The sequence below is a fragment of the Thauera sp. WH-2 genome, from assembly GCF_048321015.1.
Classification (GTDB): Bacteria; Pseudomonadota; Gammaproteobacteria; order Burkholderiales; family Rhodocyclaceae; genus Thauera.
This window is the reverse complement of sequence record NZ_JBLWFG010000001.1, coordinates 749,600-773,225: the sequence shown is the minus strand read 5'-3', so window position 1 is coordinate 773,225 and position 23,626 is coordinate 749,600. Positions and strand designations below refer to the sequence as shown.

Sequence of the window (23,626 nt, the reverse complement as noted above, 5' to 3'; positions counted from 1 at the left end):
CTCCTCCACAAGAAGGTGTCGTGTCCCCGATGAAGAAGAATCTCTGGCTGCTGGCGATCGCCCAGGGCCTGTTCCTGACGAACAACGTGGTGTTCATCGCCATCAACGGGCTGGTGGGCTTCAGCCTCGCCCCGGTGGCGTGGATGGCGACGCTGCCGGTGATGGGTTACGTGGTGGGCGGGGCGCTGTCGACCGGATTGGTGGCGCGCACGCAGCGACGCTGGGGGCGGCAGGCGTCTTTCCAGCTCGGCCTGCTGGTGGCGCTGGTGACCACCCTGCTGTGCGCCTTCGCACTGTCGATCGGGAGCTTCTGGCTACTCGTCGCGGGCACGGTGATCGCGGGCTACTACAGCGCCAACGGCCAGCTCTACCGCTTCGCCGCTGCCGAGCTGGCGCCGGCCTCCTTCCGCGAGAAGGCGGTGTCGCTGGTACTGGCCGGCGGTCTCATCGGCGCGGTGATCGGCCCCAACCTGGCCAACTACACGCGCGAGGCCATGGGCGCGCCCTTCATGGGCTCCTATCTCGCGCTGGCGGTGGTGGCGCTGGTGTCGATGGCGGTGATGGCTGGCATCCGCTTCCCGGCCGAGCCGGTCAGGACGGCGGGGGCTGCCGGCGGCCGGCCGCTGGCCGAGATCGTCCGCCAGCCGGTATTCATCGTGTCGACGTTGGGCGCAGCAATGGGCTACGGCGTCATGAATCTGCTCATGGCGGCGACCCCGCTGGCCATGGACGTGTGCGGCATGCCGTTCTCGGATGCCGCGCTGGTGCTCGAGTGGCACGTGATCGGCATGTTCGCGCCGGGCTTCTTCACCGGTCACCTGATCAAGCGCTTCGGCGTGTTGCAGATCATGGGCGTAGGCGTGGTGCTCAACCTGGCCTGCATCGCGGTGGCGCTCTCGGGGCAGGACCTGCACCAGTTCCTGATCGGCCTGTTCCTGCTCGGCGTGGGCTGGAACTTCCTCTTCACCGGCAGCACCACGCTGGCGATGCAGGCCTACCGCCCCGAGGAGAAGGACAAGGCGCAGGCGGCGATCAACTTCGCGGTGTTCGCGGTGATGGCGCTGACCTCGTTCGCCTCGGGCGCGCTGGTGACCACGCAGGGCTGGACGCTGCTCAACCTCGGCTCGCTGCTGCCGGTGGGCGTCACCGGTGCGGCGCTGGTCTGGCTGGCGCTGCGTCAGCGTGCGGCTGCGGGGCAGAGCGCGTGAACTTCCTCGCCCATGCGCTGCTGGCCGGCGATGTGCCGGCCGGATGCGCAGCGCTTCGTGGCCGGTTGGCTGACCGCGCGCTGAACGATCGCCCGTTGCGTTTCAGTGGAAATCTCGGCTCCGTGCGGCCAGGTTGCCGAGCAGGGCAGAGTGGTCGACGACGCGGCTCGCCACCAGATGCACCACCCGGCCCTGGCGGCGGATCTGACCGAACACGCCCATCAGCCGCGCGCCGAGCAGGATGCGGCGTTGCTGCTCGAAGAGCTCGGGGCGGACGATCACGTTGGTGAGCCCGGTCTCGTCCTCCAGCGTCACGAACAGCGTGCCCTTGGCGGTGCCGGGGCGCTGACGGCAGGTCACGAGACCGGCGCCGCGCGCGAGCATGCGGTCGGGCGCGGCGGCGATGTCGGCGGCGGTGAGAAAGCGCAGCCCCGCGAGCTGGTCGCGCACGAAAGACAGCGGGTGGGGGCCGAGGGTGAAGCCGAGGCGAGCGTAGTCGGCGAGCAGGTCTTCGGCCTCGGCGGGCGCGGCCAGCGTGGCAGCGACGTCGCCGCCTGGGGCCTGGGCGAGCAGCCCGGGCAGGGGCGCGGCGCCACTCGCCTGCCAGAGGGCCTGGCGGCGATGGCCGGCAAGGCTGGCGAGCGCACCACCGGCAGCGAGCGTGCGCAGGTCGCCGGCATCGAGCCGGGCGCGCGCGGCGAGGTCCTGGGTGTTGGTGAAAGCGTGCTCGGTGCGTGCGGCGACGATGCGGGTGGCGGCCTCGTGCGCCAGACCGCGGATCATGCGCAGGCCGAGGCGGACCGCGGGCTGCGGGGTCACGGGTGCCGCGACGCTTGCAGCCACCTGTCCGGGTTCCGCCGTGGTACCCCCCGCAGGCTCCAGCGTGCAGTCCCACTCGCTCACGGTGATGTCCGCCGCGCTCACCTCCACCCCGTGCCGGCGCGCGTCCTGGATCAGCTGTGAGGGCGAATAGAAGCCCATCGGTTGACTGTTGAGCAGCGCGGCGAGGAAGGCCGCGGGCTCGAAGCACTTCAACCAGGCCGAGGCGTACACCAGCAGCGCGAAGCTGGCGGCGTGGGATTCGGGGAAGCCGTAGCTGCCGAAACCCTCGATCTGCTGGCACAGGCGCTGGGCGAAGTCGGGGTCGTAGCGGTTCTTCTCCAGCCCGTCGAGCAGCTTCTGGCGGTAGCGCTCGAGCTCACCCTTGCGTCGCCAGGCGCCCATCGCACGGCGCAACTGGTCCGCTTCGCCGCCGGTGAAGCCGGCCGCGACCACCGCGAGCTGCATCACCTGCTCCTGGAAGATCGGCACGCCGAGCGTGCGTGCCAGCACGCCGCGGATCTCCTCGCGCTGGTCGTCCATCGGATCCTCGCCGCGCGCCGCGCGATCGCGTGCCTGCAGGTAGGGGTGGACCATGCCGCCCTGGATGGGGCCGGGGCGCACGATGGCGACTTCCACCACCAGATCGTAGAAGCGGCGCGGCTTGAGCCGCGGCAGCATGGTCATCTGCGCGCGCGATTCGACCTGGAACACGCCGACCGAATCGGCGCGCGACAGCATCGCGTACACCTCTTCCTGCTCGCGCGGGATTGTCGCCAGCGTCACCGCCTGCCCGCGCCAGGCCGATACCAACGCCAGGCCGCGGCGTAGCGCGGACAGCATGCCGAGCGCGAGCACGTCGATCTTCATCAGCCCGACCGCGTCGAGGTCGTCCTTGTCCCACTGGATCACGGTGCGATCGGCCATGGCGGCGTTTTCCACCGGCACCAGTTCGTCGAGCCGGCCGCGCGCGATGACGAAGCCGCCGACGTGCTGCGACAGGTGGCGCGGAAAGCCGATGAGTTCCTCGGTGAGGGCAACCAGGCGGCGGGTGACCGGGCTGGCGGGGTCGAGCCCGACCTCGGCGAGGCGCTCGGGCAGGATGCGGTGGCCGTCGAACCAGTGATGCGCGCGGGTGAGGCGCTCGATCAGCGCCTCGTCCAGGCCGAGCGCACGGCCGACGTCGCGCAGCGCGCTGCGTGCGCGGTAGCGGATCACGGTGGCGGCGAGCGCGGCGCGGTCCCGGCCGTACTTGCGGTAGATGTACTGGATGACCTCTTCGCGGCGGTCGTGCTCGAAGTCGACGTCGATGTCGGGCGGCTCGTTGCGCTCGCGCGAGATGAAGCGTTCGACCAGCATGATGCCGAGCTGCGGGTCGACTTCGGTGATGCCGAGCGCCCAGCACACCACCGAGTTGGCCGCCGAGCCGCGCCCCTGGCACAGGATGCCGGCGATGCGGGCGAAGCGGACGATGTCGTGCACGGTGAGGAAATAGGGCTCGTAGCCGAGCTCGGCGATCAGTGCCAGCTCGTGCTCGATCTGCGTGCGTACCGAAGCCGGCGCGGGGTCGTCGGCGGGCTGGGGCGGCGTGGCGGTGGGTGCCGGGGTTGCGATGCGCAGCGGCGCCGGCGGGTCGGAGCACGGGGCCGTGGACGACGCATGGCCGGCGCAGGCTGGTGGCACGGGTGCCACGGTGTTACCGGCGCGAACGGAGACCTGCGCGCCGAAGCGCCACATCAGCCCGCCTTCGACCAGGCGGCGCAGCCAGCTCGCCGGAGTTTCGCCGGCGGGGACGAGTTCGGCCGGGTATTCGTAGCGCAGCTCGTCCAGGCTGAAGCCGCAGCGCGCGGCCACGGCGAGGGTTTCGGCCAGCAGTGCGGGCGGGTAGCGGCTGGCGAGCGTGGCGTGATCGTGCAGGCGGCGTTCGCCGTTGGGCGCGAGCGCCAGGCCGGCTTCAGCCACGCTGCAGTGCAGGCGCAGCGCAGTCATCACATCGGCCAGCGGGCGGCGGGCGGCCTCGTGCATCAGCGCGCCGCTGGCGGCGACCAGCGGCAGGCCGGCGCTGCCGGCGATGTGATCCAGCCGGTGCAGGCGGCGATCGTCCACGCCGTCGAGCAGGGCCGTCATGACGATCCAGCTGCGGCCGGGAAACAGCTTGCCCAGCCAGCGCGCGTCGGCGGCGAGCGCTGCCGACGCCTCGTCCAGCCCATGCAGGGGTGGAAAATGCGGTGGTGGCACGAGCAGGGCCAGGCAGTCGTCGAGACGCTGCGCAGGGTCGGCTTCGAGCATTTCCCGGTCGATGTGGTAATACCCCTTGTCGGCCGCACGCCGTGCCTGGGTAATGAGCCGCGAGAGTTGGCCGTAGCCCCGCCGGTTCGCGGCCAGCAGCACGACGTGGGGCCCATCCGCGAGCTGGAACTCGCTGCCGATGATCAGCTTCGGGCGGCCCCTGACGGGCATGTCCTGCAGTGCACGATGCGCGCGCACCACGCCGGCCAGCGAGCATTCGTCGGTGATCGCGATTGCCGCATAGTCCAAGGCCGCAGCCCGCTCGACGAGCTCCTCGGGGTGCGAGGCGCCGCGCTGGAAGCTGAAGTTGCTCAGGCAGTGAAGTTCGGCATACGGGATGGGCATGCAAAACTGTAAATAAATACAGTTTTTCTTGCAAGGCTTACGGCTGATCGTGAATGCTGGACACTGTCTTGGGGTCTACCGCAGTCGCATGTGCCAAGTGCGCTGTTAAACTCTCGAACTCGTTCGCTTTTCCTGTCGCGGTCGATGATCGCGTATGTCCTTCACTGCCCGGCCGGCATGGCCGTCAAGGAGTCCTTCATGAGCTTCACCAAGTCCCGCAAGGTGCTGTTCGGCGCGCTGGCGCTCGCTTTCGCCATTTCGAGCCCGGTGTACGCGCAGCAGAAGTCGGTCGCCATCACCGCGATCGTCGAGCATCCGGCCCTCGACGCGGTCCGGGATGGCGTCAAGGAGGCGCTCGCGGCCGCGGGCTACGAGGACGGCAAGAACCTCAAGTGGCAGTACCAGAGCGCCCAGGGGAACACCGGCACCGCGGCACAGATCGCGCGTAAGTTCGTCGGCGACAAGTCCGATGTGATCGTCGCCATCGCCACGCCCTCGGCGCAGGCCGTGGCAGCCGCGACCAAGGATATCCCCCTCGTGTTTTCGGCGGTGACCGATCCCGTGGCCGCCAAGCTGGTGCCTTCGATGCAGCCCTCGGGCACCAATATCACGGGGGTGTCGGATGCGCTCGAGCTCGACAAGCAGATCGAACTGATCAAGCGTGTGGCGCCCGCTGCCAAGCGCGTGGGCATGGTGTTCAACCCAGGCGAGGCCAACTCGGTCGTGGTGCTCGAGCAGATGCGCGAGCTTCTGCCCAAGCACGGCATGAGCCTGGTCGATGCCGCTGCGCCGCGTTCGGTGGATGTCGGCTCGGCTGCTCGCAGCCTGATCGACAAGGTCGATGTGTTCTACACCAGCACCGACAACAACGTGGTGTCGGCCTACGAGGCGCTGGTCAAGGTCGGCATGGACGCCAAGATCCCGCTCGTGGCTGCCGACACCGACAGTGTCGCGCGTGGCGCGGTGGCCGCGTACGGCATGGACTACAAGGCCATTGGCGTGCAGACCGGCGAGATGGTTGTGCGCATCCTCAAGGGCGAGAAGGCGGGTGACATTGCCTTCGAGACCAGCAACAAGCTGTCCCTGCATGTGAACCCGGGCGCCGCGCAGAAGCAGGGCGTCACGCTGGCAGAAGACCTCGTCAAGGACGCGGCCAAAGTCATCGAGTAATCGCGTTCAGGCTCGGTCCAGGACCGGCCGGATCGCTCCGGCCGCCGCGGGCGCTCCTGTCAGGGCGCCCGCGTCGTCTTTCAATCAACGGTATTTCCCATGTCCCTCTACACCTTGCTCGGGGCGCTGGAGATCGGCCTGATCTTCAGTCTCGTCGCCCTCGGCGTGTACATCTCGTTCCGGCTGCTGCGCTTTCCTGACCTGACCGTGGATGGCAGCTTCCCGCTCGGCGGCGCGGTCGCCGCGACCATGATCGCCGCCGGCTACGATCCTTTCACCGCCACCATCGTGGCGACGCTCGCCGGCGCGGTCGCGGGCCTGATCACTGGCTGGCTCAACGTCAGCCTCAAGATCATGGATCTGCTCGCCAGCATCCTGATGATGATCGCGCTGTACTCGATCAACCTGCGCATCATGGGCAAGCCCAATGTGCCGTTGATCATGGAGCCCACCGTATTCAACCTGCTGCAGCCCGAGGCGATGGCCGACTATGTGTTCCGCCCGCTGCTGCTGGTCTTTGTCGTGCTGGCGGTCAAGCTCGCCCTGGATGCCTACTTCGCCACCCAGAGCGGGCTGGCGATTCGCGCCACCGGCTCGAACCCGCGCATGGCGCGCGCGCAGGGTGTCAATACCGGGCTGGCGGTGCTGGCCGGCATGGCGCTGTCGAATGCGCTGGTCGGCCTGGCCGGGGCGCTGTTCGCGCAGACGCAGGGCGGGGCGGACATCTCCATGGGCGTCGGCACCATCGTCATCGGCCTGGCGGCGGTGATCGTCGGCGAGAGCCTGCTGCCTTCGCGCAAGCTCTACCTGGCGACGATCGCGGTGATCGTCGGCGCCATCGTGTATCGCTTCTTCATCGCGCTCGCGCTCAATTCGGACTTCATCGGCCTGCAGGCGCAAGACCTCAACCTCGTCACCGCGGTGCTGGTGACGGTCGCGCTGGTGGTGCCCAAGCTGCGCGCGCACTGGTCCGGAAAGAAGGTGAACTGACATGTTGAAAGCAACCGACCTGCGCCTCACCTTCAACCCCGGCACACCGATCGAGACGCAGGCCCTGCGCGGCATGTCGCTCGAGATTCCGACCGGGCAGTTCGTCACCGTGATCGGCTCCAACGGCGCCGGCAAGTCGACCTTCCTCAATGCCGTCTCCGGCGAGCAGCGTGTCGACAGCGGCACGATCGAGATCGACGGCATCGACATGACCCGCCAGCCGGTGTGGGCGCGTGCGCGGCACGTTGCCCGCGTGTTCCAGGACCCGCTCGCCGGCACCTGCGAGGACCTGACCATCGAGGAGAACATGGCGCTCGCCAAGATGCGCGGCGAGCGCCGCGGCTTCTCATTCGCGGTCAAGCCGGCGCTGCGCGAGGAGTTCCGTGCCCAGCTGTCCACGCTCGGGCTCGGTCTGGAGAACCGCCTGTCCGATCGCATCGGCCTGCTCTCGGGCGGCCAGCGCCAGGCGGTGAGCCTGCTGATGGCTGCGCTGCAGCCCTCGCGCCTGCTGCTGCTTGACGAGCACACCGCGGCGCTCGACCCGCGCACCGCGGCCTTCGTGCTGGAGCTCACCGTGCGCATCGTCGCGGAGCACAAGCTCACGACGATGATGGTCACGCACTCGATGCGTCAGGCGCTCGACGTTGGCCAGCGCACCGTGATGCTGCACCAGGGCCGCGTCGTGCTCGACGTCTCCGGCAAGGAGCGCGAAGGCCTCGACGTGCACCACCTGCTCGACATGTTCGAGAAGGTGCGCGGCGAGGAAATCGACGACGACGCGCTGCTGCTGGGCTGAACGGAGACGGGCCTGTCCCGGCTGCGCAGCCCCTTTCCGTCAATCTCATTTTTTAGAATCTGCGCTTCGTTCAAGCGCCACCATAGAAGTCCGCCATGTCCCAGACGCCTGACTCCCATTCCGTTCGCCCCCCTGTGCGGACGCGCTTCGCCCCCAGCCCCACCGGCTATCTCCACATCGGCGGAGCGCGTACCGCGTTGTTCTCCTGGGCATTTGCCCGCCGCCACGGAGGCACCTTCGTGCTGCGCATCGAGGACACCGACGTGGCGCGCTCCACGCCTGCGGCGGTGCAGGCCATCCTCGACGGCATGGACTGGCTGGGCCTGGCGCACGACGAAGGTCCGTTCTACCAGATGCAGCGCATGGACCGTTACAAGGAGGTGATCGGCCAGATGCTGGCCGCCGGCACCGCCTACCACTGCTACATGTCGTCCGAGGAACTGGATCAGATCCGTGAGGCGCAGCGTGCGCGCGGCGAAAAGCCGCGCTACGACGGTCGCTGGCGCCCTGAGGCGGGCAAGACCCTGCCGCCGCCGCCCGAGGGTGTGCAGCCGGTGGTGCGCTTCCGCAACCCGAGCGAGGGCGTGGTGGCCTGGGACGATCTGGTCAAGGGCCGCATCGAGATCGCCAACGCAGAGATGGACGATTTCATCATCGCGCGCGCCGACGGTACGCCGACCTACAACTTCTGCGTGGTGGTGGATGATTGGGACATGGACATCACCCACGTCATCCGCGGTGACGACCACGTGAACAATACGCCGCGCCAGATCAACGTGCTGCGTGCGCTCGGCGCCGAGGTGCCGCAGTATGCGCACCTGTCGATGATCCTCGGCGACGACGGCACCAAGCTCTCCAAGCGGCATGGCGCTGTGAGCGTGATGCAATACGACGAGGATGGCTACCTGCCCGAAGCGGTCATCAACTACCTGGCGCGCCTGGGCTGGAGCCACGGGGACGACGAGGTGTTCAGCCGCGAGCAGTTCGTGGAGTGGTTCGACCTCGACCACATCACGCCCTCGGCTGCGCAGTTCAACACCGAGAAGCTCAACTGGCTCAATGCGCAGTACATCAAGAAGGCGGACGATGCCTTCCTCGCCGCAGACGTTGCCAACCGCCTGGCCCGCCGCCAGGTGAACCCCGAAACCGGCGTGACCCTGGAGGCGGTGGTCGCGTTGTACAAGGACCGGGTCGCCAACCTCAACGAACTGGCCGACTCGGTCGAGCTGTTCGTGGCCGATGTGCATCCTGCGCCGGAAGTGATCGGCCAGCATCTGACCGATGCCGCCAGAGCTGCGCTCGCCAGCCTGCGTGCGCGCCTGGCGGACACGGAGTGGAACAAGGCCGCGCTGTCGCAGGCGATCAAGGACACCATGGCCGAGCACGGCCTGAAGATGCCGCAGGTGGCTATTCCGTTGCGCGTGGCGGTGCTTGGCGTGCCGCAGACCCCGGCGATCGACGCGGTGCTCGAGGTGCTCGGGCGCGAGCGCGTGCTGCAGCGGCTCGATCGCCGCCTCTGAACGCAGTGAGGGCGTGGGTTCAGGCGCCTTCCGGCGGAACGATGTCCGATGGGTGGAGCATGACGCGGTTCCGCCCCTCATTCTTGGCTTGGTAGAGCGCGTTGTCCGCGCGCCCGAGCGGCGTCTCGGGTTTACGATCGTCAGGCCGCAGGCGGGTGACGCCGATGCTGGCGGTGACCGTGACGGCGGTGCCGTCCGCCGTGCGCACAGGATGGGTCTCGAGCGCCTTGCGCAGGCGCTCGGCAGTCTGCATTGCGCTTACCGCATCGTCGTCCGGCAGCAGCGCAGCGAATTCTTCCCCGCCGAGGCGCCCGATCACGTCCGAGTGGCGCAGCGTCTGGCGGGACAGGGCGGCCAGGTTGCGCAGCACCTCATCGCCGGTGGCGTGGCCGAAGTTGTCATTGACTTGCTTGAAGTGGTCGAGATCGATCATCAACAGCGAGGCCTGTGTCGCGTGACGGCTCACGCGACCGAGTTCGGCCTGTAGCCGCTCGAGGAAGTGGCGCCGGTTGGCCACCCCCGTCAGTGCGTCGGTGTTGGCGAGCGCCACCAGGGCCTCCTCGCGCCGCTTGTTCTCGCTGATGTCGTGGAACACCACGACGGCGCCGTTGAGTCGCCCGTCCTCGATCAGTGGCGCACAGGTCAACTCCACCGGAAAGCCGCTGCCGTCGCGTCGGATGAACCACTCTTCCTGCCTCCGGACCAAGCCATCCTTCAGCGTCTTGGCAATCGGGCACTCCGTTTCCGGGTAAGGCTGGCCGTCGTGGTGCGAATGGTGGAACAGCAGATGCTGACGTTTGCCTTCGATCTCGTCCTGGCGAAAGCCGAGCATGCGCAGGGCAGAGGTGTTGATGAAGCTTGTGTGACCTTCGAGGTCAACACCGTAGATCCCTTCCTCGGCGGTCATCAGCAGCACCTCGTTGCGCTGGGCGAGCTGTGAGATCTCGTGTGTCTGGGCAAGGAGTTGTGCTCGCCACTCCCGCCGCGACAGGTGCGCGACGCCGAGGATGAGGCCCTGCACCAGCAGGAATCCAGCCAGACCCGAGAGGATCTTCTCCTCCTGTGCGCTGCGCAGCGCCTTGAGCGAGGGGGTCACGTCGCGCCAGATGGTCAGCGCGCCGACCGGTCCGCGACCCGGGTCGAGCTCTGCCTGGAAATCCTGCAGGGGGACGCGGAGCAGGTCGAAGTACCGCCCGCCGGCGTGCATGCGTTCGATCTGGTAGGGGGCGTTGAATGGAGCGAGCCTGCCTTCCTGGATCCATTGGCGGAGCTCGGGCCGCGAGTGGGCAAGCAGGAAGCAGCAGCTGTGGTCCTGATGCGAGCGCGGGGGCTTGAAGGCGTCCCACATCGTGGCCGAAACTGCGTTGGGATTCAGTAGCACGCCGTAGCCGACACCGGTCGACCGTGTCAGTCGGTCGATGGAACCGTCGAGAAGGGCCCCCAGTTCGATCAGCCCGACCAGCTTCGGAGGGGCGTCTGCCTGGTGGGCCATCACCGGCACGGCGCCACGCAAGCCGGCAAACGCACGGCCGATTTCGAAGCCGCTCTGGGTGACGCGCTCGCGGGCCGTTGTTTCGAGGAGGAGGCGGAACTGGCCGAGCGCGTCGCCGTGCTCTCCGGGCGCATGCAAGCGCAGCACCGAGATGAGATCCGGTGTCACCAGTTGCAGCTGGCGGATCCCCTGCTCGTCGCGCAATACCTGCCAGCGTGGCTCGAGCACGGTGCGCAGATCCTCCTGAATCGCGGGGAACGTCTCCCCGCGCCCCGAGCCGTCTGCAGAGTGCGGCAGGGCGGCGACTCGCGCCATCAGGCGAATGAGTTCGGGCTCACTCGCAAGAATCTGCGCAAGGTTGACGAGGTTGCGTTCGAGCTCGGCCAGCTGGACCTCAAAGGTCGTCCGCAGGGCGAGGATCTCCGCGTGCAGTTCCTGGGTGTTCCGACGTTCGCCCTGGCGGACGAAGTAGGCAGTTGCCAACAGGAAGATGAGGCCTGTGACGAAGCTTACGAGGATCAGGATCCGTCGATAGGTGATCACTTGGCTACCCGTGGTCGATCGCTGGAGTGCGACGATTTGATTATCCGTCTCCAGGATCAATTCGGAGCGTGTCAAAGTTGGCGAATTGTGGCGGCTTTGTAAGTATTCGTGCTCGGACGCGTGCGACGGTGGAGGTGATGTGGCGCCCGTTTGGGGTCAGGTGCTCGTGGCTTCGAAGCGTCCAGCACGGATCGCGTCGGCCAGATCGCGCTCCAGCGGAAGGGGATCGCCCTCGAGCTGGCTAGCGAGATGCTCGGCGACGAGCATGGACCAGACGAGCCCGCGGGCACCGAACCCCGATAGCGCGAACAGCTTTCGTCCGACATCGAGGGCGCCGACCATGGGCAGCCGGTCCGGCGAGGCCGGCCGGAAGCCGACGCGCCCGGCAAGCTTCGCGGCTTCGAATCCTTGCGCCGCGCCGGGCAGCATGCTCTCGAGCTTGGCCAAGTTCTCCGCGTGGTCGGCAGGGCGCAGTGTGGGGGCGTCGTCGTCCACCGCGAAGGTGGCACCGGCGCAGCGCAGGCCGTCGATCTCGGGGCTGATGTAGCCCCCGCAGCAGACGACGACGCGTGGCGGGCTGCTTGCCTTGGCGGGCAGCAGCGAGACTTGGCCGCGGGCGCTGACGACCGGCAGCGTGTTGGCCTGTGGAAAGCTCCGGATGCCGGTCCCTGCTGCCAGGATCAGTGTCGGTGCTGCGGCGATCCGGCTGCCGTCGGCGGCAATTGCCTCCCAGTGTTCAGCCACGTGAACGATACGATCGACCTGTGCGCCAAGATGTGTGTGGAGGGGGGCGCTGGCGCTCGCGCTGTCGAGCAGGGCACGACACAGGCTCGGCGGCTGAACCCAGCCGCTGTCGCCAAAGAACCAGCCACCGTGCCGCACCGCGCAACCGGCGATCGCCGCGGCTTCCTTTGCCTCCACGTAGCGCAGGTGCGTCGAAGGGAGTCCGAGGGCCTCGACCGCCTTGCGCATCTTGCCTTCCTGCGCGTTGTCCCGGGCGAGGTGCAGCACGCCGCAGGCCTCGGCCCTGGGTGCGAACCCGTCGCGTCTCAGGCGCGCAATCATTTGCCAGCCATACAGGCTGCCAGCACGCGTCAGACGGCTCATGCGGTTGTCGTCCAGGCTGGGCAGTGGGCGCAGCACCCCGGCGTGGTTGCCGGACGCGCCCTGGCCGGGGCCCGCCGCAGCGTCGATCAGGTCGATGCGCCACCCACGCGCCGCGAGCCGCTCGGCTACGCTGCAGCCCGCGATGCCGGCGCCGATGATCAGCGCGTGGCGATGGGGTGCGGTCTCGGGCGGTACGGGTACGTTGAGGCGGCCGCGCAACATCTGGCGTTTGCCGCGGAAGCCGGGCGATTTCTCGAGCACGAAGCCGGCGTTGCGCAAGCCCTTGCGCACGTGGCCGGCGACCGACCATGTGGCGACGGTGGCCCCCGGTGCGGACAGGCGCGCGAGCTGGCTGTAGATGTGCTCCGACCAGAGTTCGGGATTGCGCGCGGGGGAGAAGCCATCCAGATAGATGGCATCGGCGCGAAGTGTCAGTTGGCCGAGCCCGTCGCGTGCATCGCCGAAGTAGAGCGTCAGCGTGACCCGTCCGCCGTCAAGGTGCAAGCGCTGCAGGCCAGGTGCAAGGACCGGCCAGCGTGCCTGGAGCTCGGTAGCGAGCGGCGCGAGCTCCGGCCAGCGAGCGTGCAGGGTTACGAGATCCTCGCGGGTGAATGGGTGGAGTTCGCAGGAGACGAAGTGCAGCCGTGTGCTGCGTTGCGCATCGGCCCGCCAGGCGGCCCAGGTGGCGAGAAAGTTGAGCCCGAGGCCAAAGCCCGTCTCGAGGATGACGAAGCGCTCGCGTCCCTTCCAGCGCTGTGGCAGGTCGTTCCCGGCAAGAAAGACGTGCTGTACTTGCCCGAGTGCGCCGTGGGCGGAGTGATAGACGTCCTCGAAGGCTTCGGACCAGGGCGTGCCGTCATCGGCGAAGGCGAGCCGGGCTGGAAAGAGCGGCATCAGGTCAGGGGGGCGGAGCGTGTGGCCTGGCGCCTGGCTCAGTGCGCGGCCTGCGCCTTGGCGGGCAGCAGGCGTTTCACCAGGCTGACGAGCAGCAGCACCGCCGCACCGGCGATGAGGCCAAACACCCCGTCAAGCAGGCTTGGCACCAGCGCCCCTGCAACGCCTTCCATGTCGACCGTGAGCGAGGCGATAAGGTGGTGCACAGGTGGCAGGCCGTGGCTGAGAATCCCGCCGCCGACGAGGAACATCGCCAGCGTTCCCAGCACCGAAAGTGCCCGCATCAGCCAAGGCGCCAGCCACAGCAGGGCGGCGCCGGTGCCACGGGCGATCGCGTTGGCCTGGCGGCGCAGGTAGAGGCCTGCATCGTCGAGCTTGACGATGGCCGCCACGAGCCCATACACGCCGGTGGTGATCATCACCGCGATGCTGATCAGCACGGCGACCTGGGTGGTGAAGTCCATGCCGCTCACCACACCGAGCGCGATCACGATGATCTCGGCCGACAGGATGAAGTCGGTGCGGATCGCGCCCCTGATCTTGTCCTTTTCCAGCACGACAAGGTCGGCTTCGGGGTTGGTCATCGCTTCGACCACCTTGCGGCGGTGCTCGGCATCTTCCTTGCCATGGAGGTACTTGTGCGCCAGCTTCTCGACGCCTTCGAAGCAGAGGAAGGCACCGCCCAGCATCAGCAGGGGCACGATCAGCCAGGGAATGAACGCGCTGATCGCCAGCGCGGCGGGCACCAGGATGGCCTTGTTCACCATCGACCCCTTGGCCACCGCCCACACGACCGGCAGCTCGCGGTCGGCTTCGACGCCGGATACCTGCTGTGCGTTGAGGGCGAGGTCGTCGCCCAGCACTCCAGCTGTCTTCTTGGTCGCCACCTTGGTCATGGTGGCGACGTCGTCGAGGATGCTGGCGATGTCGTCGAGAAGAACGAAGAGGCTGGTCCCGGCCACCGACGGCTTACTCCGGACGCATCTGCGGGAACAGGATCACGTCGCGGATTGCCGGCGCATCGGTCAGCAGCATCACCAGGCGGTCGATGCCGATGCCGCAGCCACCCGTCGGGGGCAGGCCGTACTCGAGGGCGCGGATGTAGTCGGCGTCGAAGTACATGGCTTCCTCGTCGCCGGCTTCCTTGGCCTCGACCTGGGCGCGGAAGCGCGCGGCCTGGTCCTCGGGGTCGTTCAACTCGGAGAAGCCGTTCGCGATTTCGCGCCCGACGATGAAGAGCTCGAAGCGCTCGGTGATCTCGGGGTCGGTGTCCGAGGCACGCGCCAGCGGCGAGACTTCGACCGGGTAGTCGATGATGAAGGTCGGCTCCCACAGCTCGGCCTCAGTGCAGGCCTCGAACAGCTGCAACTGCAGGCTGCCCAGCCCGCCCGGCTTCACCTTCTCGCCGAAGGCGACGATTTTCTCCTTCAGCCAGTCGGCATCCGCTAGCTGCACCTCGGTGAAGCCCGGATGGTACTTGCGGATCGCCTGCACGATGGTGAGGCGGTGGAAGGGCCTGGACAAATCCAGCTCGCGGCCCTGGTAGACGAAGGATTCGGTGCCCAGCGCCTCGCGCGCGGCCTGGCGGATCAGCCCTTCGGTGAAGTCCATCAGCGTCTTGTAGTTCGCGTACGCCTCGTAGAACTCCATCATGGTGAATTCGGGGTTGTGGCGCGGGCTGAGGCCTTCGTTGCGGAAGTTGCGGTTGACCTCGAACACCTTCTCGAAGCCGCCCACCACCAGGCGCTTGAGGTAGAGCTCCGGCGCGATGCGCAGGAACAGCTCCATGTCGAGCGCGTTGTGGTGGGTGGTGAAGGGCTTGGCTGCGGCGCCGCCGGGGATGGGGTGCATCATCGGCGTCTCGACCTCGAGGAAGCCATGACCCGTCATGTAGTTGCGGATCGACTGCACCATGCGGCTGCGTGCCACGAAGGTGAAGCGCGTCTGCTCGTTCATGATCATGTCGACGTAGCGCTGGCGGTACTTCTGCTCGACGTCGGTGAGGCCGTGGAACTTGTCCGGCAGCGGACGCAGGCTCTTGGTCAGCAGGCGGATCTCGCTGGCCTTGACCGAGAGCTCGCCGGTCTTGGTCTTGAACACGGTGCCCACGCAGCCGACGATGTCGCCGATGTCCCAGGTCTTGAACTGGGCATACACGTCCTCACCCACGCCGTCGCGCTGCACGTAGAGCTGGATGCGGCCGGAGAGGTCCTGGATGGTGACGAAGCTCGCCTTGCCCATGACGCGCTTCAACATGATGCGGCCGGCCACCTTGACCTCGACCGGCGTGGCTTCCAGCGCGTCCGCCTCCTTCTCGCCGTAGAGCTCATCGAGCTTGCCGGCGGTGTTCTCGCGCGAGAAGTCATTGGGGAATGCGCTGCCGCTGGCGCGCCAGGCGGCGAGTTTCTCGCGACGCTCGGCGATCAGGTGGTTCTCGTCCTGGGGCGGGGTGTTCGTCTGGTCGGACATGGTCGGTGTCGGGGCGGTAAGAGTGGATGCGGCGCGGGTGCGACCGCGGCGCTAAAGGCGTAATTGTGGCAGGCCCGGCACCATGCGGCAATCGCGTGCTTACCCGGGTGCACGTTTCTGCACGGCTGGGCTAAAGTCCGGCGCTCTTTGACCGATTAGTCCATTAAGACTATTTCTTCTGGCGGAAGATTCCCATGAGCACGTTCAGCGAACTTTACGAATCAGTGGAGCGGACCTTCTGGAACTCGCTGACCAAGAAGCTGCTCAGCCTGTTGATGTTGCTCGTCTTCAATCTCGGTTATTTCGCGATCTGGAGCAGCCTGCACGCCGACGTCAAGCAAGCCTTGCGGACCGGGGGCGCCTCGCCCGAGACGCTCGCCCAGGTGAGTGCAGCATTCGACTTCGGGCTATACGCCATGCTGATACTCACCGCGTTCGCAGTCGCCTTCCTGGTGGGGCAGATCCTGTATTTGCGGCACCTGATCGTGCGCCCGATCCGGGTCGTCACACGCATTTTCAACGAGATCGCCCAGGGGCAGGGCGACTTTTCCCGTGATCTGCCACTGACCACGCATGACGAGTTGCGTGAGCTTGCGGAGGGGTACAACCGCTTTGCGGTCAAGATGCGCGAGGTGATCGGCAGCGTGCGCACCATGAGCGTCAGCATTGCCCGCGAGGCGGTTCAGGTGAAACTGGGTGTCGAGAACTCGGCCCGTGACGCGCGCAAGCAGGGGGAGATGACGCGCCTGGTGTTCGATGCGAGCACCAGTTCCACCTCGGCGATCGCCGACGTGTCGGGCAGCGCGCGTGCGATCGACGGTTCGACGCGCAGCAACCTCGAGATCGCACGCGCTTCGCTCGCGGAGGTGCAGAACGTGGCGGAGAAGATCAATCTCGTCAGCGAGAAGCTGCAGCGCTTCAACCACACCGTCGACGATCTGTCGCAGCGTTCTGAGAGCGTCATGCAGATTGCCGCACTGATTCGCGAGATCGCCGATCAGACCAACCTGCTCGCGCTCAATGCTGCGATCGAGGCCGCCCGTGCGGGTGAGGCCGGGCGCGGCTTCGCCGTGGTGGCGGACGAGGTGCGCAAGCTCGCCGAGCGCGTCAACAAGGCCACCCAGGAGATCGTCGGCAACATCAATGGCATGCTCGAGCTGGTCGGTGAGACGCGCTCCGAGAACGAAGTCATCAACGCCGACGTGCATCAGACGCGCGAGGTGGTCACGCGCTCGGCAGCGCAGTTCGAGCACATGGTGGGCGAGTTCGAGCGGACCGGCGAGCAGCTCACGCAAATTGCGGAGGGCATGGAGTCGTTGAACGAGACCAACGCACGCGTGCACGAGAACGTCAGCCTGATCCACGATCTGTCGACCACCGTGGCCGGCCAGATGGACCAGTGCGAGCGCCGCACCAACGAGCTTACCAAGTCGACCGAAGCGGTACAGGAGCTGGTGTCGCGCTTCACCATCGGCAGCGGCGCCTTCGACAACCTGGTCACGCAGGCGCGCGAGTTCCGCGACCGGGTGCAGGCGACACTGCAGGCCATGGCAGATTCCAAGGTGGACGTCTTCGACCGCAATTACCGCCCGATCGCCGGCACCAATCCGACGAAATTCAAGGTGGCCTGGAGCGAAGAATTCACCCGTCGCTGCCAGGGCATGCTGGACGAGGCGCTTGAGCGCGCGCGCGGTGCAGCCTATGCGGTTGCGGTCAACACCGACAGCTACCTCTCGGCGCACAACGCATGTTATTCGAAGCCGCTCACCGGCGATCCGGAAAAGGATCTGGTCGGCAACCGCACCTGCCGCAAGTTCGAGCGCCCGCCCGAACTGCGCGCGGCGCGCAATACGGAGTCCATGCTGCTACAGACCTTCCTGCGCGACACGGGCGAGGTGCTGTGCGACATCGCCATGCCGATCATGGTGAATGGCCGCCATTGGGGCAACGTGCGCATCGGCGCGCCGGCGGAGGCGCTGCTGGAGCGCTGAAGCGCTGCCCCCTGAGCAACCCGGCGTTCATGGTTACCGTGAACACTGGGTTGCTTAGTCCACCGCCCGCTGCAGCACCCCGATCGGTGGCGCCCAGTCGGTGCCGGGCTGCTTCTTGCGCGTGACCAGCGTCAGTTGGGCTGGGGCGAAGACGTTTGCGTTGTGGGTGACCGGCGTGGTGATCAGGTATTGCGCGCGGGTAGCGCGCAGGAAGGTGCCGACGCGGTCGATATTGGCGACGTCCAGGTGAGCAAAGGGCTCGTCGATGAAGACGAAGCCGCCCGGGCGGGATTCGTCCATCAGCAGGCCGATCAGCAGGATCAGAGACTTCATGACCTGCTGCCCGCCCGAGGCCTCGCCGTCGTTGAGGCCCACCGCACCCTTGCGGTCGAAGTCGAAGCGCACCTCCAGCCCGGCCTGGGCGAGCGAGAGGTCGTCGTTGTCCAGGTGCGGGGTGGGGCAGTCCACGCTGACGTTGGCCAACTCGCCGAGCGCCTTCAGGTTCTTCGCGTACTGGCGCACGGTGGCACGCAGCTTGGCGATGTAGGCTGCGCGTGCGTTGTCGGTGTGCAGGCGCGCGGTGGTGCAGTAGCCCTGGCGGTTGAGGTAGTCGCGCTCGCGCAGCGCGACGTCGGCGGCGAGGCGGTCGCGCACCACCAGCACCGCCGGGTCGGTGATCCAGTCGCCTTCGTCGAGGTGGCGGCGCAGGCGTTCGACTTGCAGGCGGGCGCCACGGGCATCGCCGTATTTGTCTGCGAGCAGGGCGAGCTCGCTGGTGTCGAGCCAGTGCGCGGGCATGCCGCGCCGACGGCGGCGCAGCTTGAGGATGCGTTCGGCTTGGGCGTGGCGGCGCGGGCCGTGCTCGCGCGCAATGTCGGCCAAGCGCAGGTCGATGGCCTTGAGTTCGCGATTGCGGCGGTCGAGCTCGATCTGGATGCCGTTGAGCTTTTCGGCGAGACGGTCCATCTCGCCGCGCGTCTCGGTGCGCTCGGCAATCGCTTCGGTGAGCGCCCTGCGCGCGGCGGGCAGCTCGGTTTCGGCACTTACGTAGGTTTCGGCCTTGGCTGCGAGCAATTGCGCCGACTGCAGGCCTAGCAGGCGCTGGCGGATCGTGGTGAGCCGGGCTGCGGCCGCATCCAGCTTGGGGCGCAGGGCCTGGAGCTGCTTGTCCAGCCCGGCGATCTCGTCCTGCAGCGCGGCGATGCGCGACTGGCGGGCGAGCTCGCCGAAGTGGAATTCCTGCGGCCGGCCGAGGTGGCGTGCGCCGCGGCGCTCGCGGTGGTAGCCGTCGCGGGTGATCCATTCCTGCTCGCGCGGCAGGTCGCGCGCGGCCTCGGCGTGCTCTACGCGGCGGATACGGTTGAGCAAGTCGGCGAGCCAGCGCGGCACCGGGGCACTGAACTCGACCACTTCAGCGAGGCTCATCGGTCGCGGAGGCGGCGCATTCTCGCGTTCCGGGACGATGAAGTGCCGGAAGCGTTCGCGCTCGCCGAGCGCCCATGCCGCATGCCGGTCGGCTTCGCGTTCGAGCAGGATCAGATTTCGGTAGGGGCGCAGGATGGCCTCGAGTGCGGCCTGCCACGCGGGGTCGATGACCTCCACCACCTCGGCAAGGCTCTTGTGCGCGATGCCGTCGGCCGTGAGCTTGACGCGAAAGCGCGCCACCTCGGTGTCGCCCGGCGGGCCGGCCCGGTTGCGCTCGCCGCGCAGGGTGTCGGTCTTCTCCTCGAAGGCGGTGACCAGCTCTCGCTCCTTGCGGCGCAGTGCGGCGAGCGCAGCGTCGGCTTCCTCATGCTCCTTTTCCAGTGCGACGGCGTCTGCGCCGTGTTCGCTGGCGAGCTGGGCGCGCAGCATGTCTCGCTCGTCGAGCAGCTTCTCCAGGTCGCGCACGCGGTCGTGGGCGGCGAGGTAGTGCCTTTCGGAGGCGGTGTCGCTTTCCTTCAGGCGCTTGCGCTCGGCCTGCGCGCCTTCCTGCTCGATACGCACGCCCTCCAGGCGCTGGCGGGATTCGCGTTGCTCGACGAGTTTCTCGGCGCGCTCGCGGCCAACGCGCTGCAGGGCTTCGCGTTCGCTGGCAATCTCGCGCTCGAGTTCGGCGATCTCGAGGCGGGGGACGATCTCGGCCTCCAGCGCCTGCGCTTCGTCGGCAAGCTGCTTCCACTCCAGGAAGCGGTTGGCCTCGGCCTTTTTCTCCTCGGCCTGGGTCTTCAGGCGGTCGAGATCGATGCCGAGCTCGCCCAGCTCGCGCTCGGCGGATTTCTGCTCCTCGCGCGCGGCCTGGTAGTTGTCCAGCACCTCCTTGTCGCCGAAGACGTCGAAGACGAGTTCGAGCAGGGCTTTGGGCGAGTATTCGCACAGCTTGTCGGTGTCGCCCTGTTCCAGCGCGAGCACCTTGGTGATGGCCGGGGTCAGGCCGCCCCAGGCGAGGCGGTTCTGGTAGTCGCGCAGGCCGATCCAGTCGTTGGTCTGCTCGAGCGCCTCGATCGCCAGATTGCCGTCGACGATGGTGTAGTCGCGGATCCAGTCGCCGCCGGCCTTGCGGATGCGGCAGGCGAGCGTGACCTCGTCCGCCAGGCAGGGGAAGAAGGGCCGCTTGCCGCTGTGGCCGGGCTGGTTGGCGACCACCGCGCGGATCCACGCGAAGCTGCGATCGGCGCGGCGCACGTAGCGGCGGAAGTCGCGCTTGCCCGAGCAGCGCAGCGCGAACAGCGTGCGCAGAGCGTCGAGCAGCGTGGTCTTGCCCGAGCCGTTGGGGCCGACGATGGTGATGATCTGCGCGTCCAACGGCAGCGAGAAGCGCCGCCAGAAGTCCCAGTGGACGAGCTCGAGAGTCTTGATGTGGAACATGGGCCGGGGTCGCGGTGAGGCTCAGCGCCGCTGCAGCAGCAGCCCGCACTCGAGGTGGTGGGTGTAGGGGAACTGGTCGAAGGCTGCCGCCGCGGCGATGCGGTGGGTGGCGGCGAGCGCGGCGACGTTGGCGCGCAGGGTCTCCGGGTTGCAGGAGATGTAGAGGATGTTGTCGAAGCCTCGGGCGAGCGCAATCGTGCCGTCGTCGAGGCCGGCGCGCGGCGGGTCGACGAAAAGCGTGCTGAAGCGGTAGCCGGCCAGGTCCACGCCCTGCATGCGACGGTACTGGCGCCCGCCGGCGAGCGCGTCGCTGATCTCCTCGCTCGCCATGCGCACCATGGTGACGTTGCCCACGCCGTTGTCGGCGAGGTTGGTGTGTGCGGCGCGCACCGAGGTCTTGCTCATTTCGGTCGCGAGCACACGCCCGAACAGCGGCGCCAGCGCGACGGTGAAATTGCCGTTGCCACAGTAAAGCTCAAGCAGGTCGCCCGGGCCTTGCGAGCGTGCGCCCACTGCCTTGGCCTGCGTGCGCGCCCAGGTCAGCATGTGCTGATTCACGCCGCCGTTGGGCTGGGTGAAGCTGCCTTCGAACTGCTGGTAACGCAGGCGCTGGCCGTCGACCTCGAGCACCTCCTGCACCCAGTCACGATCCAGCACGATCTTCTGCTTGCGGCTGCGGCCGATGAACTGGATCTGCAGGTCGGCGGCGAGCGCGCGCGCGGCCGCCTCCCAGGCCTCGTCGAGCGGACGGTGATAGACCAGGCTCACCAGGCACTCGCCGCTCAGCGTGGCGAGAAACTCGACCTGGAAGATCCTGCGCCGCAGCGGCTCGCTCGCCTGTAGGGCGTCGCGCAGGCGCGGCATCAGGGTGGCGATGGGTTCGGCGGCGGCGGGGAAGGTTTCGAGCAGGATGGGCTGCTTCGGGTCCGCACTGTCGAACATCGCGTAGTCGATGCGGCCCTCGTGGTGCCACAGGCGGAACTCGGCGCGCAGGCGGTAGTGCAGCGGCGCGGAGCGGAAGACCGCGGGCTCGGGCAGGTCGAATTCGGCGAAGTCGGCGCGGTAGCGCGCGAGCTTGGTGGAAAGCTGCTCTTCGTAGTGCGCGGGGTGGATGTCGGGTAGGGCCATGGATTCAGCGCTCCTCTTCCGTGGCGTCTTCCTCGTCGGGGAGCACGTCGGCAAAGTCCAAGGCATTGGCCGCAGGCATCGCGTGGCCGGCGGCGGCGAGCACCTCACCGAGCGTGCCGTGGATGACGCGGTCGGCCATCACCCGGTAGTCGAGCGCAAGGTCGAGCAGGGGGCCTTCGCTGATCAGGCCGTTGCGGCGCTCGATGAAGCCGAGGCGGGCGAGCTTGCCGAGCATGAAGTTGCGTACCTTTGTGCGCCCGCCCAGGCGCGGGCCGAAGTCGGCGATCAGCGAAGCCTCGGTGAGTGTGCCGGACACGGACTCGCCATGTGCCACAGGTTTGTCGGCGCCGCCGAAGAGGTCGGTCTGGCCGTCGTCGATCCGTTCGCGGCGGGTGACCTGACGCTCGCGTTTGGGCAGCACGATCAGCGACCAGAGGATCACCAGCAGCGCGATCTCGTCGCGCGTGAGGCCCAGATTGCTGGCGGCGTATTCGCGCCCACCGCCGAACACCGGCTCGGCCATTTCGGACTGCAGTGCTACACCGACATGGGCGGCGTAGGGGTTGTCGAGCAGGCGCAGGCCGACGTCGGCCAGCCGCCGGTCGAGCTCGAGGCGGAAGGTTTCGTCTACCAGCGCGCGGCGCACCTGCTTGTCGCTGCGCGGCAGCCAGCGCTGCGCGAGCAGCCGGGCGGTGAGCGTCTTGAGTTCGTGTTCCATGGGCAGTCCTGGCGGCTCAGGCCGTGGCGGTGTTGCGTGGGCGCACTTCGCCGAGCGTGATCGCGGCGATCTCGTCTTCGCCGACGGCGGTGAGCGTGTCACCAAACTCGACCTCCAGCGGCAGGCGCATGAAGCTGCTCACTGGGCCATCCTCCGAGCCGCCCTCGGGACCGGTACGGGCGCCATCCGCAAGCAGGGCGAGCAGCGACAGACGGTAGCTTGCCGGCGCGAAGCCGCCGCCGGCGATCACGCGCTGGAGTGGCTGCGGCGCCGGCAGGCCTTCGAGACGGTGGGTGAAATGCTCCAGCAGGCGCAGGTCTTCGGTGTGTGGCGCGACCTCGCCCGAGGTGTCGTCGGGCGGCGGCAGGCGCGCGTCGATCGCGGCGGTCACCGCATTGCCGTCGAGCTGGCTTTCGGCACGGTCGAGCAATTCGTGACCACCGGCCAGCAGTGCGAGCTCGGGCACCGCGGCGAACGCGTCGAACGCGAGCCCTGCGAGCGCATCCGCATCGAGGCTGCGAAGCCAGGCGGAGACGTCCGAGGACGAGATTCCCGAGGCGCCCAGCGTTACCCGCTGCGACTCGATCTTGTTGAGCGCGCGCTGGAAAGAGGCGTCTGCGCGTGCGAGACGTGACTGCGCCAGACCGATGCGTTGGGCAACGCGGGCGATGTCGAAGTCGACCTCGGGGTCGGCAAGCAGCTTGTTGAGCAGCTCGGTGCCGCGCTCCAGCCAGCGCCCGTTGGCCGACAGCCGGCGACGTGCATCGAGGATGCGGAACTCGGAGCCCGAGGCGATCGCCTCCTCGAAGTGCCAGGTGAGGTCGTTGAGCTTGGACAGCAGATGGCCGAGGGATTCGGCCGTGACGCCGCCCACGGCCTGCAGGCCGGCGAGCTGGGCGGTGAGGAAGCCGAGCTCGGCGTCTTCTTCCTCGCCGAAGCGCAGCAGCATGGCGATCGCCGCCACCGCATTGCGGCCGATGTCGGACAGCGCGTAGTGGCCGTCCTCGCCGATCGCGAGCAGGGCGTTGTCGCGCAGGCGCTTCAGCACCGTCTCGAGCTTGACCGGGTCGAGGTAGGTGAAGCGCGCGCGCAAGGCCTCGGGCGCCCAGCGCGGCGAGTCCGCTTCGCGCCCGATCTCGCGCAGCACCAGCAGGCGCATCAGCACCTCGGGCTCGGTGCCGCGGAAGAGCGTGATGAAGGCGTCGAGCAGCGGACGGGCCGAGGCCAGCGCCGCGAGCTCGGGCACTTCGTCGGCGTCGACGCCTGCGGCGAGGAAGTCGGACAGGAAAGGGTCAGTCAA

The 23,626-nt window shown here is 67.8% G+C and carries 14 protein-coding genes and 1 pseudogene; 6 read left to right on the top strand and 9 right to left on the bottom strand.

The features are described 5' to 3' along the window. The first annotated feature begins 29 nt into the window (after positions 1-29). On the top strand, positions 30-1,208 hold the full coding sequence (locus tag ACNKW1_RS03675; protein ID WP_418363229.1) for an MFS transporter: 1,179 nt from the start codon (positions 30-32) through the stop codon (positions 1,206-1,208). 102 nt (positions 1,209-1,310) lie between these two features. Here the strand turns inward: ACNKW1_RS03675 and ACNKW1_RS03670 are convergent, their stop codons facing one another. Continuing rightward, positions 1,311-4,661, bottom strand: coding sequence for an error-prone DNA polymerase (locus ACNKW1_RS03670; protein WP_418363228.1), 3,351 nt, complete (start codon positions 4,659-4,661; stop codon positions 1,311-1,313). 198 nt (positions 4,662-4,859) lie between these two features. Here ACNKW1_RS03670 and ACNKW1_RS03665 point away from each other — a divergent pair, with 198 nt between their 5' ends. The 4 genes from ACNKW1_RS03665 (at position 4,860) to gltX (ending at position 9,137) form a co-directional block, all read left to right on the top strand. Continuing rightward, complete coding sequence (locus ACNKW1_RS03665; protein ID WP_418363227.1) at positions 4,860-5,831, top strand: ABC transporter substrate-binding protein; 972 nt, start codon at positions 4,860-4,862, stop codon at positions 5,829-5,831. Positions 5,832-5,930: 99 nt separating this feature from the next. Beyond that, positions 5,931-6,821: an ABC transporter permease gene (locus tag ACNKW1_RS03660; RefSeq protein ID WP_418363226.1), complete on the top strand. Its 891-nt coding sequence runs from the start codon at positions 5,931-5,933 to the stop codon at positions 6,819-6,821. A gap of 1 nt (position 6,822) precedes the next feature. After that, positions 6,823-7,617 (top strand): ABC transporter ATP-binding protein, encoded by a 795-nt coding sequence (locus ACNKW1_RS03655; protein ID WP_418363225.1) that lies wholly within the window; start codon positions 6,823-6,825, stop codon positions 7,615-7,617. Positions 7,618-7,712: 95 nt separating this feature from the next. Beyond that, a complete protein-coding gene (gene gltX / locus ACNKW1_RS03650; RefSeq protein ID WP_418363224.1) occupies positions 7,713-9,137 on the top strand; it encodes a glutamate--tRNA ligase in 1,425 nt (474 codons plus the stop codon). A 19-nt stretch (positions 9,138-9,156) separates the two neighbouring features. On the opposite strand, the gene ACNKW1_RS03645 is transcribed toward gltX, so the two are convergent. From ACNKW1_RS03645 to lysS, 4 genes are all read right to left on the bottom strand, one after another. Then, complete coding sequence (locus ACNKW1_RS03645; RefSeq protein ID WP_418363223.1) at positions 9,157-11,172, bottom strand: diguanylate cyclase; 2,016 nt, start codon at positions 11,170-11,172, stop codon at positions 9,157-9,159. Positions 11,173-11,328: 156 nt separating this feature from the next. Then, on the bottom strand, positions 11,329-13,173 hold the full coding sequence (gene mnmC, locus ACNKW1_RS03640) for a bifunctional tRNA (5-methylaminomethyl-2-thiouridine)(34)-methyltransferase MnmD/FAD-dependent 5-carboxymethylaminomethyl-2-thiouridine(34) oxidoreductase MnmC (RefSeq protein WP_418363222.1): 1,845 nt from the start codon (positions 13,171-13,173) through the stop codon (positions 11,329-11,331). A gap of 38 nt (positions 13,174-13,211) precedes the next feature. Further along, positions 13,212-14,135, bottom strand: coding sequence for a DUF808 domain-containing protein (locus ACNKW1_RS03635; protein ID WP_418363221.1), 924 nt, complete (start codon positions 14,133-14,135; stop codon positions 13,212-13,214). A 7-nt stretch (positions 14,136-14,142) separates the two neighbouring features. Beyond that, positions 14,143-15,642 (bottom strand): lysine--tRNA ligase, encoded by a 1,500-nt coding sequence (lysS, locus tag ACNKW1_RS03630; protein ID WP_418363220.1) that lies wholly within the window; start codon positions 15,640-15,642, stop codon positions 14,143-14,145. Positions 15,643-15,836: 194 nt separating this feature from the next. Between lysS and ACNKW1_RS03625 the strand changes: the two genes are divergently transcribed. Further along, positions 15,837-17,633, top strand: coding sequence for a methyl-accepting chemotaxis protein (locus ACNKW1_RS03625; protein WP_418363219.1), 1,797 nt, complete (start codon positions 15,837-15,839; stop codon positions 17,631-17,633). A 54-nt stretch (positions 17,634-17,687) separates the two neighbouring features. Here the strand turns inward: ACNKW1_RS03625 and ACNKW1_RS03620 are convergent. The 4 genes and pseudogenes from ACNKW1_RS03620 to ACNKW1_RS03605 all read right to left on the bottom strand — a co-directional run. Then, a pseudogene (locus tag ACNKW1_RS03620) lies at positions 17,688-20,456 on the bottom strand (AAA family ATPase); the annotation flags it as partial. A gap of 45 nt (positions 20,457-20,501) precedes the next feature. After that, a complete protein-coding gene (trmA, locus tag ACNKW1_RS03615; RefSeq protein WP_418363218.1) occupies positions 20,502-21,608 on the bottom strand; it encodes a tRNA (uridine(54)-C5)-methyltransferase TrmA in 1,107 nt (368 codons plus the stop codon). A 4-nt stretch (positions 21,609-21,612) separates the two neighbouring features. After that, positions 21,613-22,326 carry a hypothetical protein gene (locus tag ACNKW1_RS03610; protein WP_418363217.1) on the bottom strand — a complete coding sequence of 238 codons (714 nt, stop codon included), beginning with the start codon at positions 22,324-22,326 and terminating at the stop codon, positions 21,613-21,615. A 16-nt stretch (positions 22,327-22,342) separates the two neighbouring features. Continuing rightward, positions 22,343-23,626 (bottom strand): hypothetical protein, encoded by a 1,284-nt coding sequence (locus ACNKW1_RS03605; RefSeq protein ID WP_418363216.1) that lies wholly within the window; start codon positions 23,624-23,626, stop codon positions 22,343-22,345.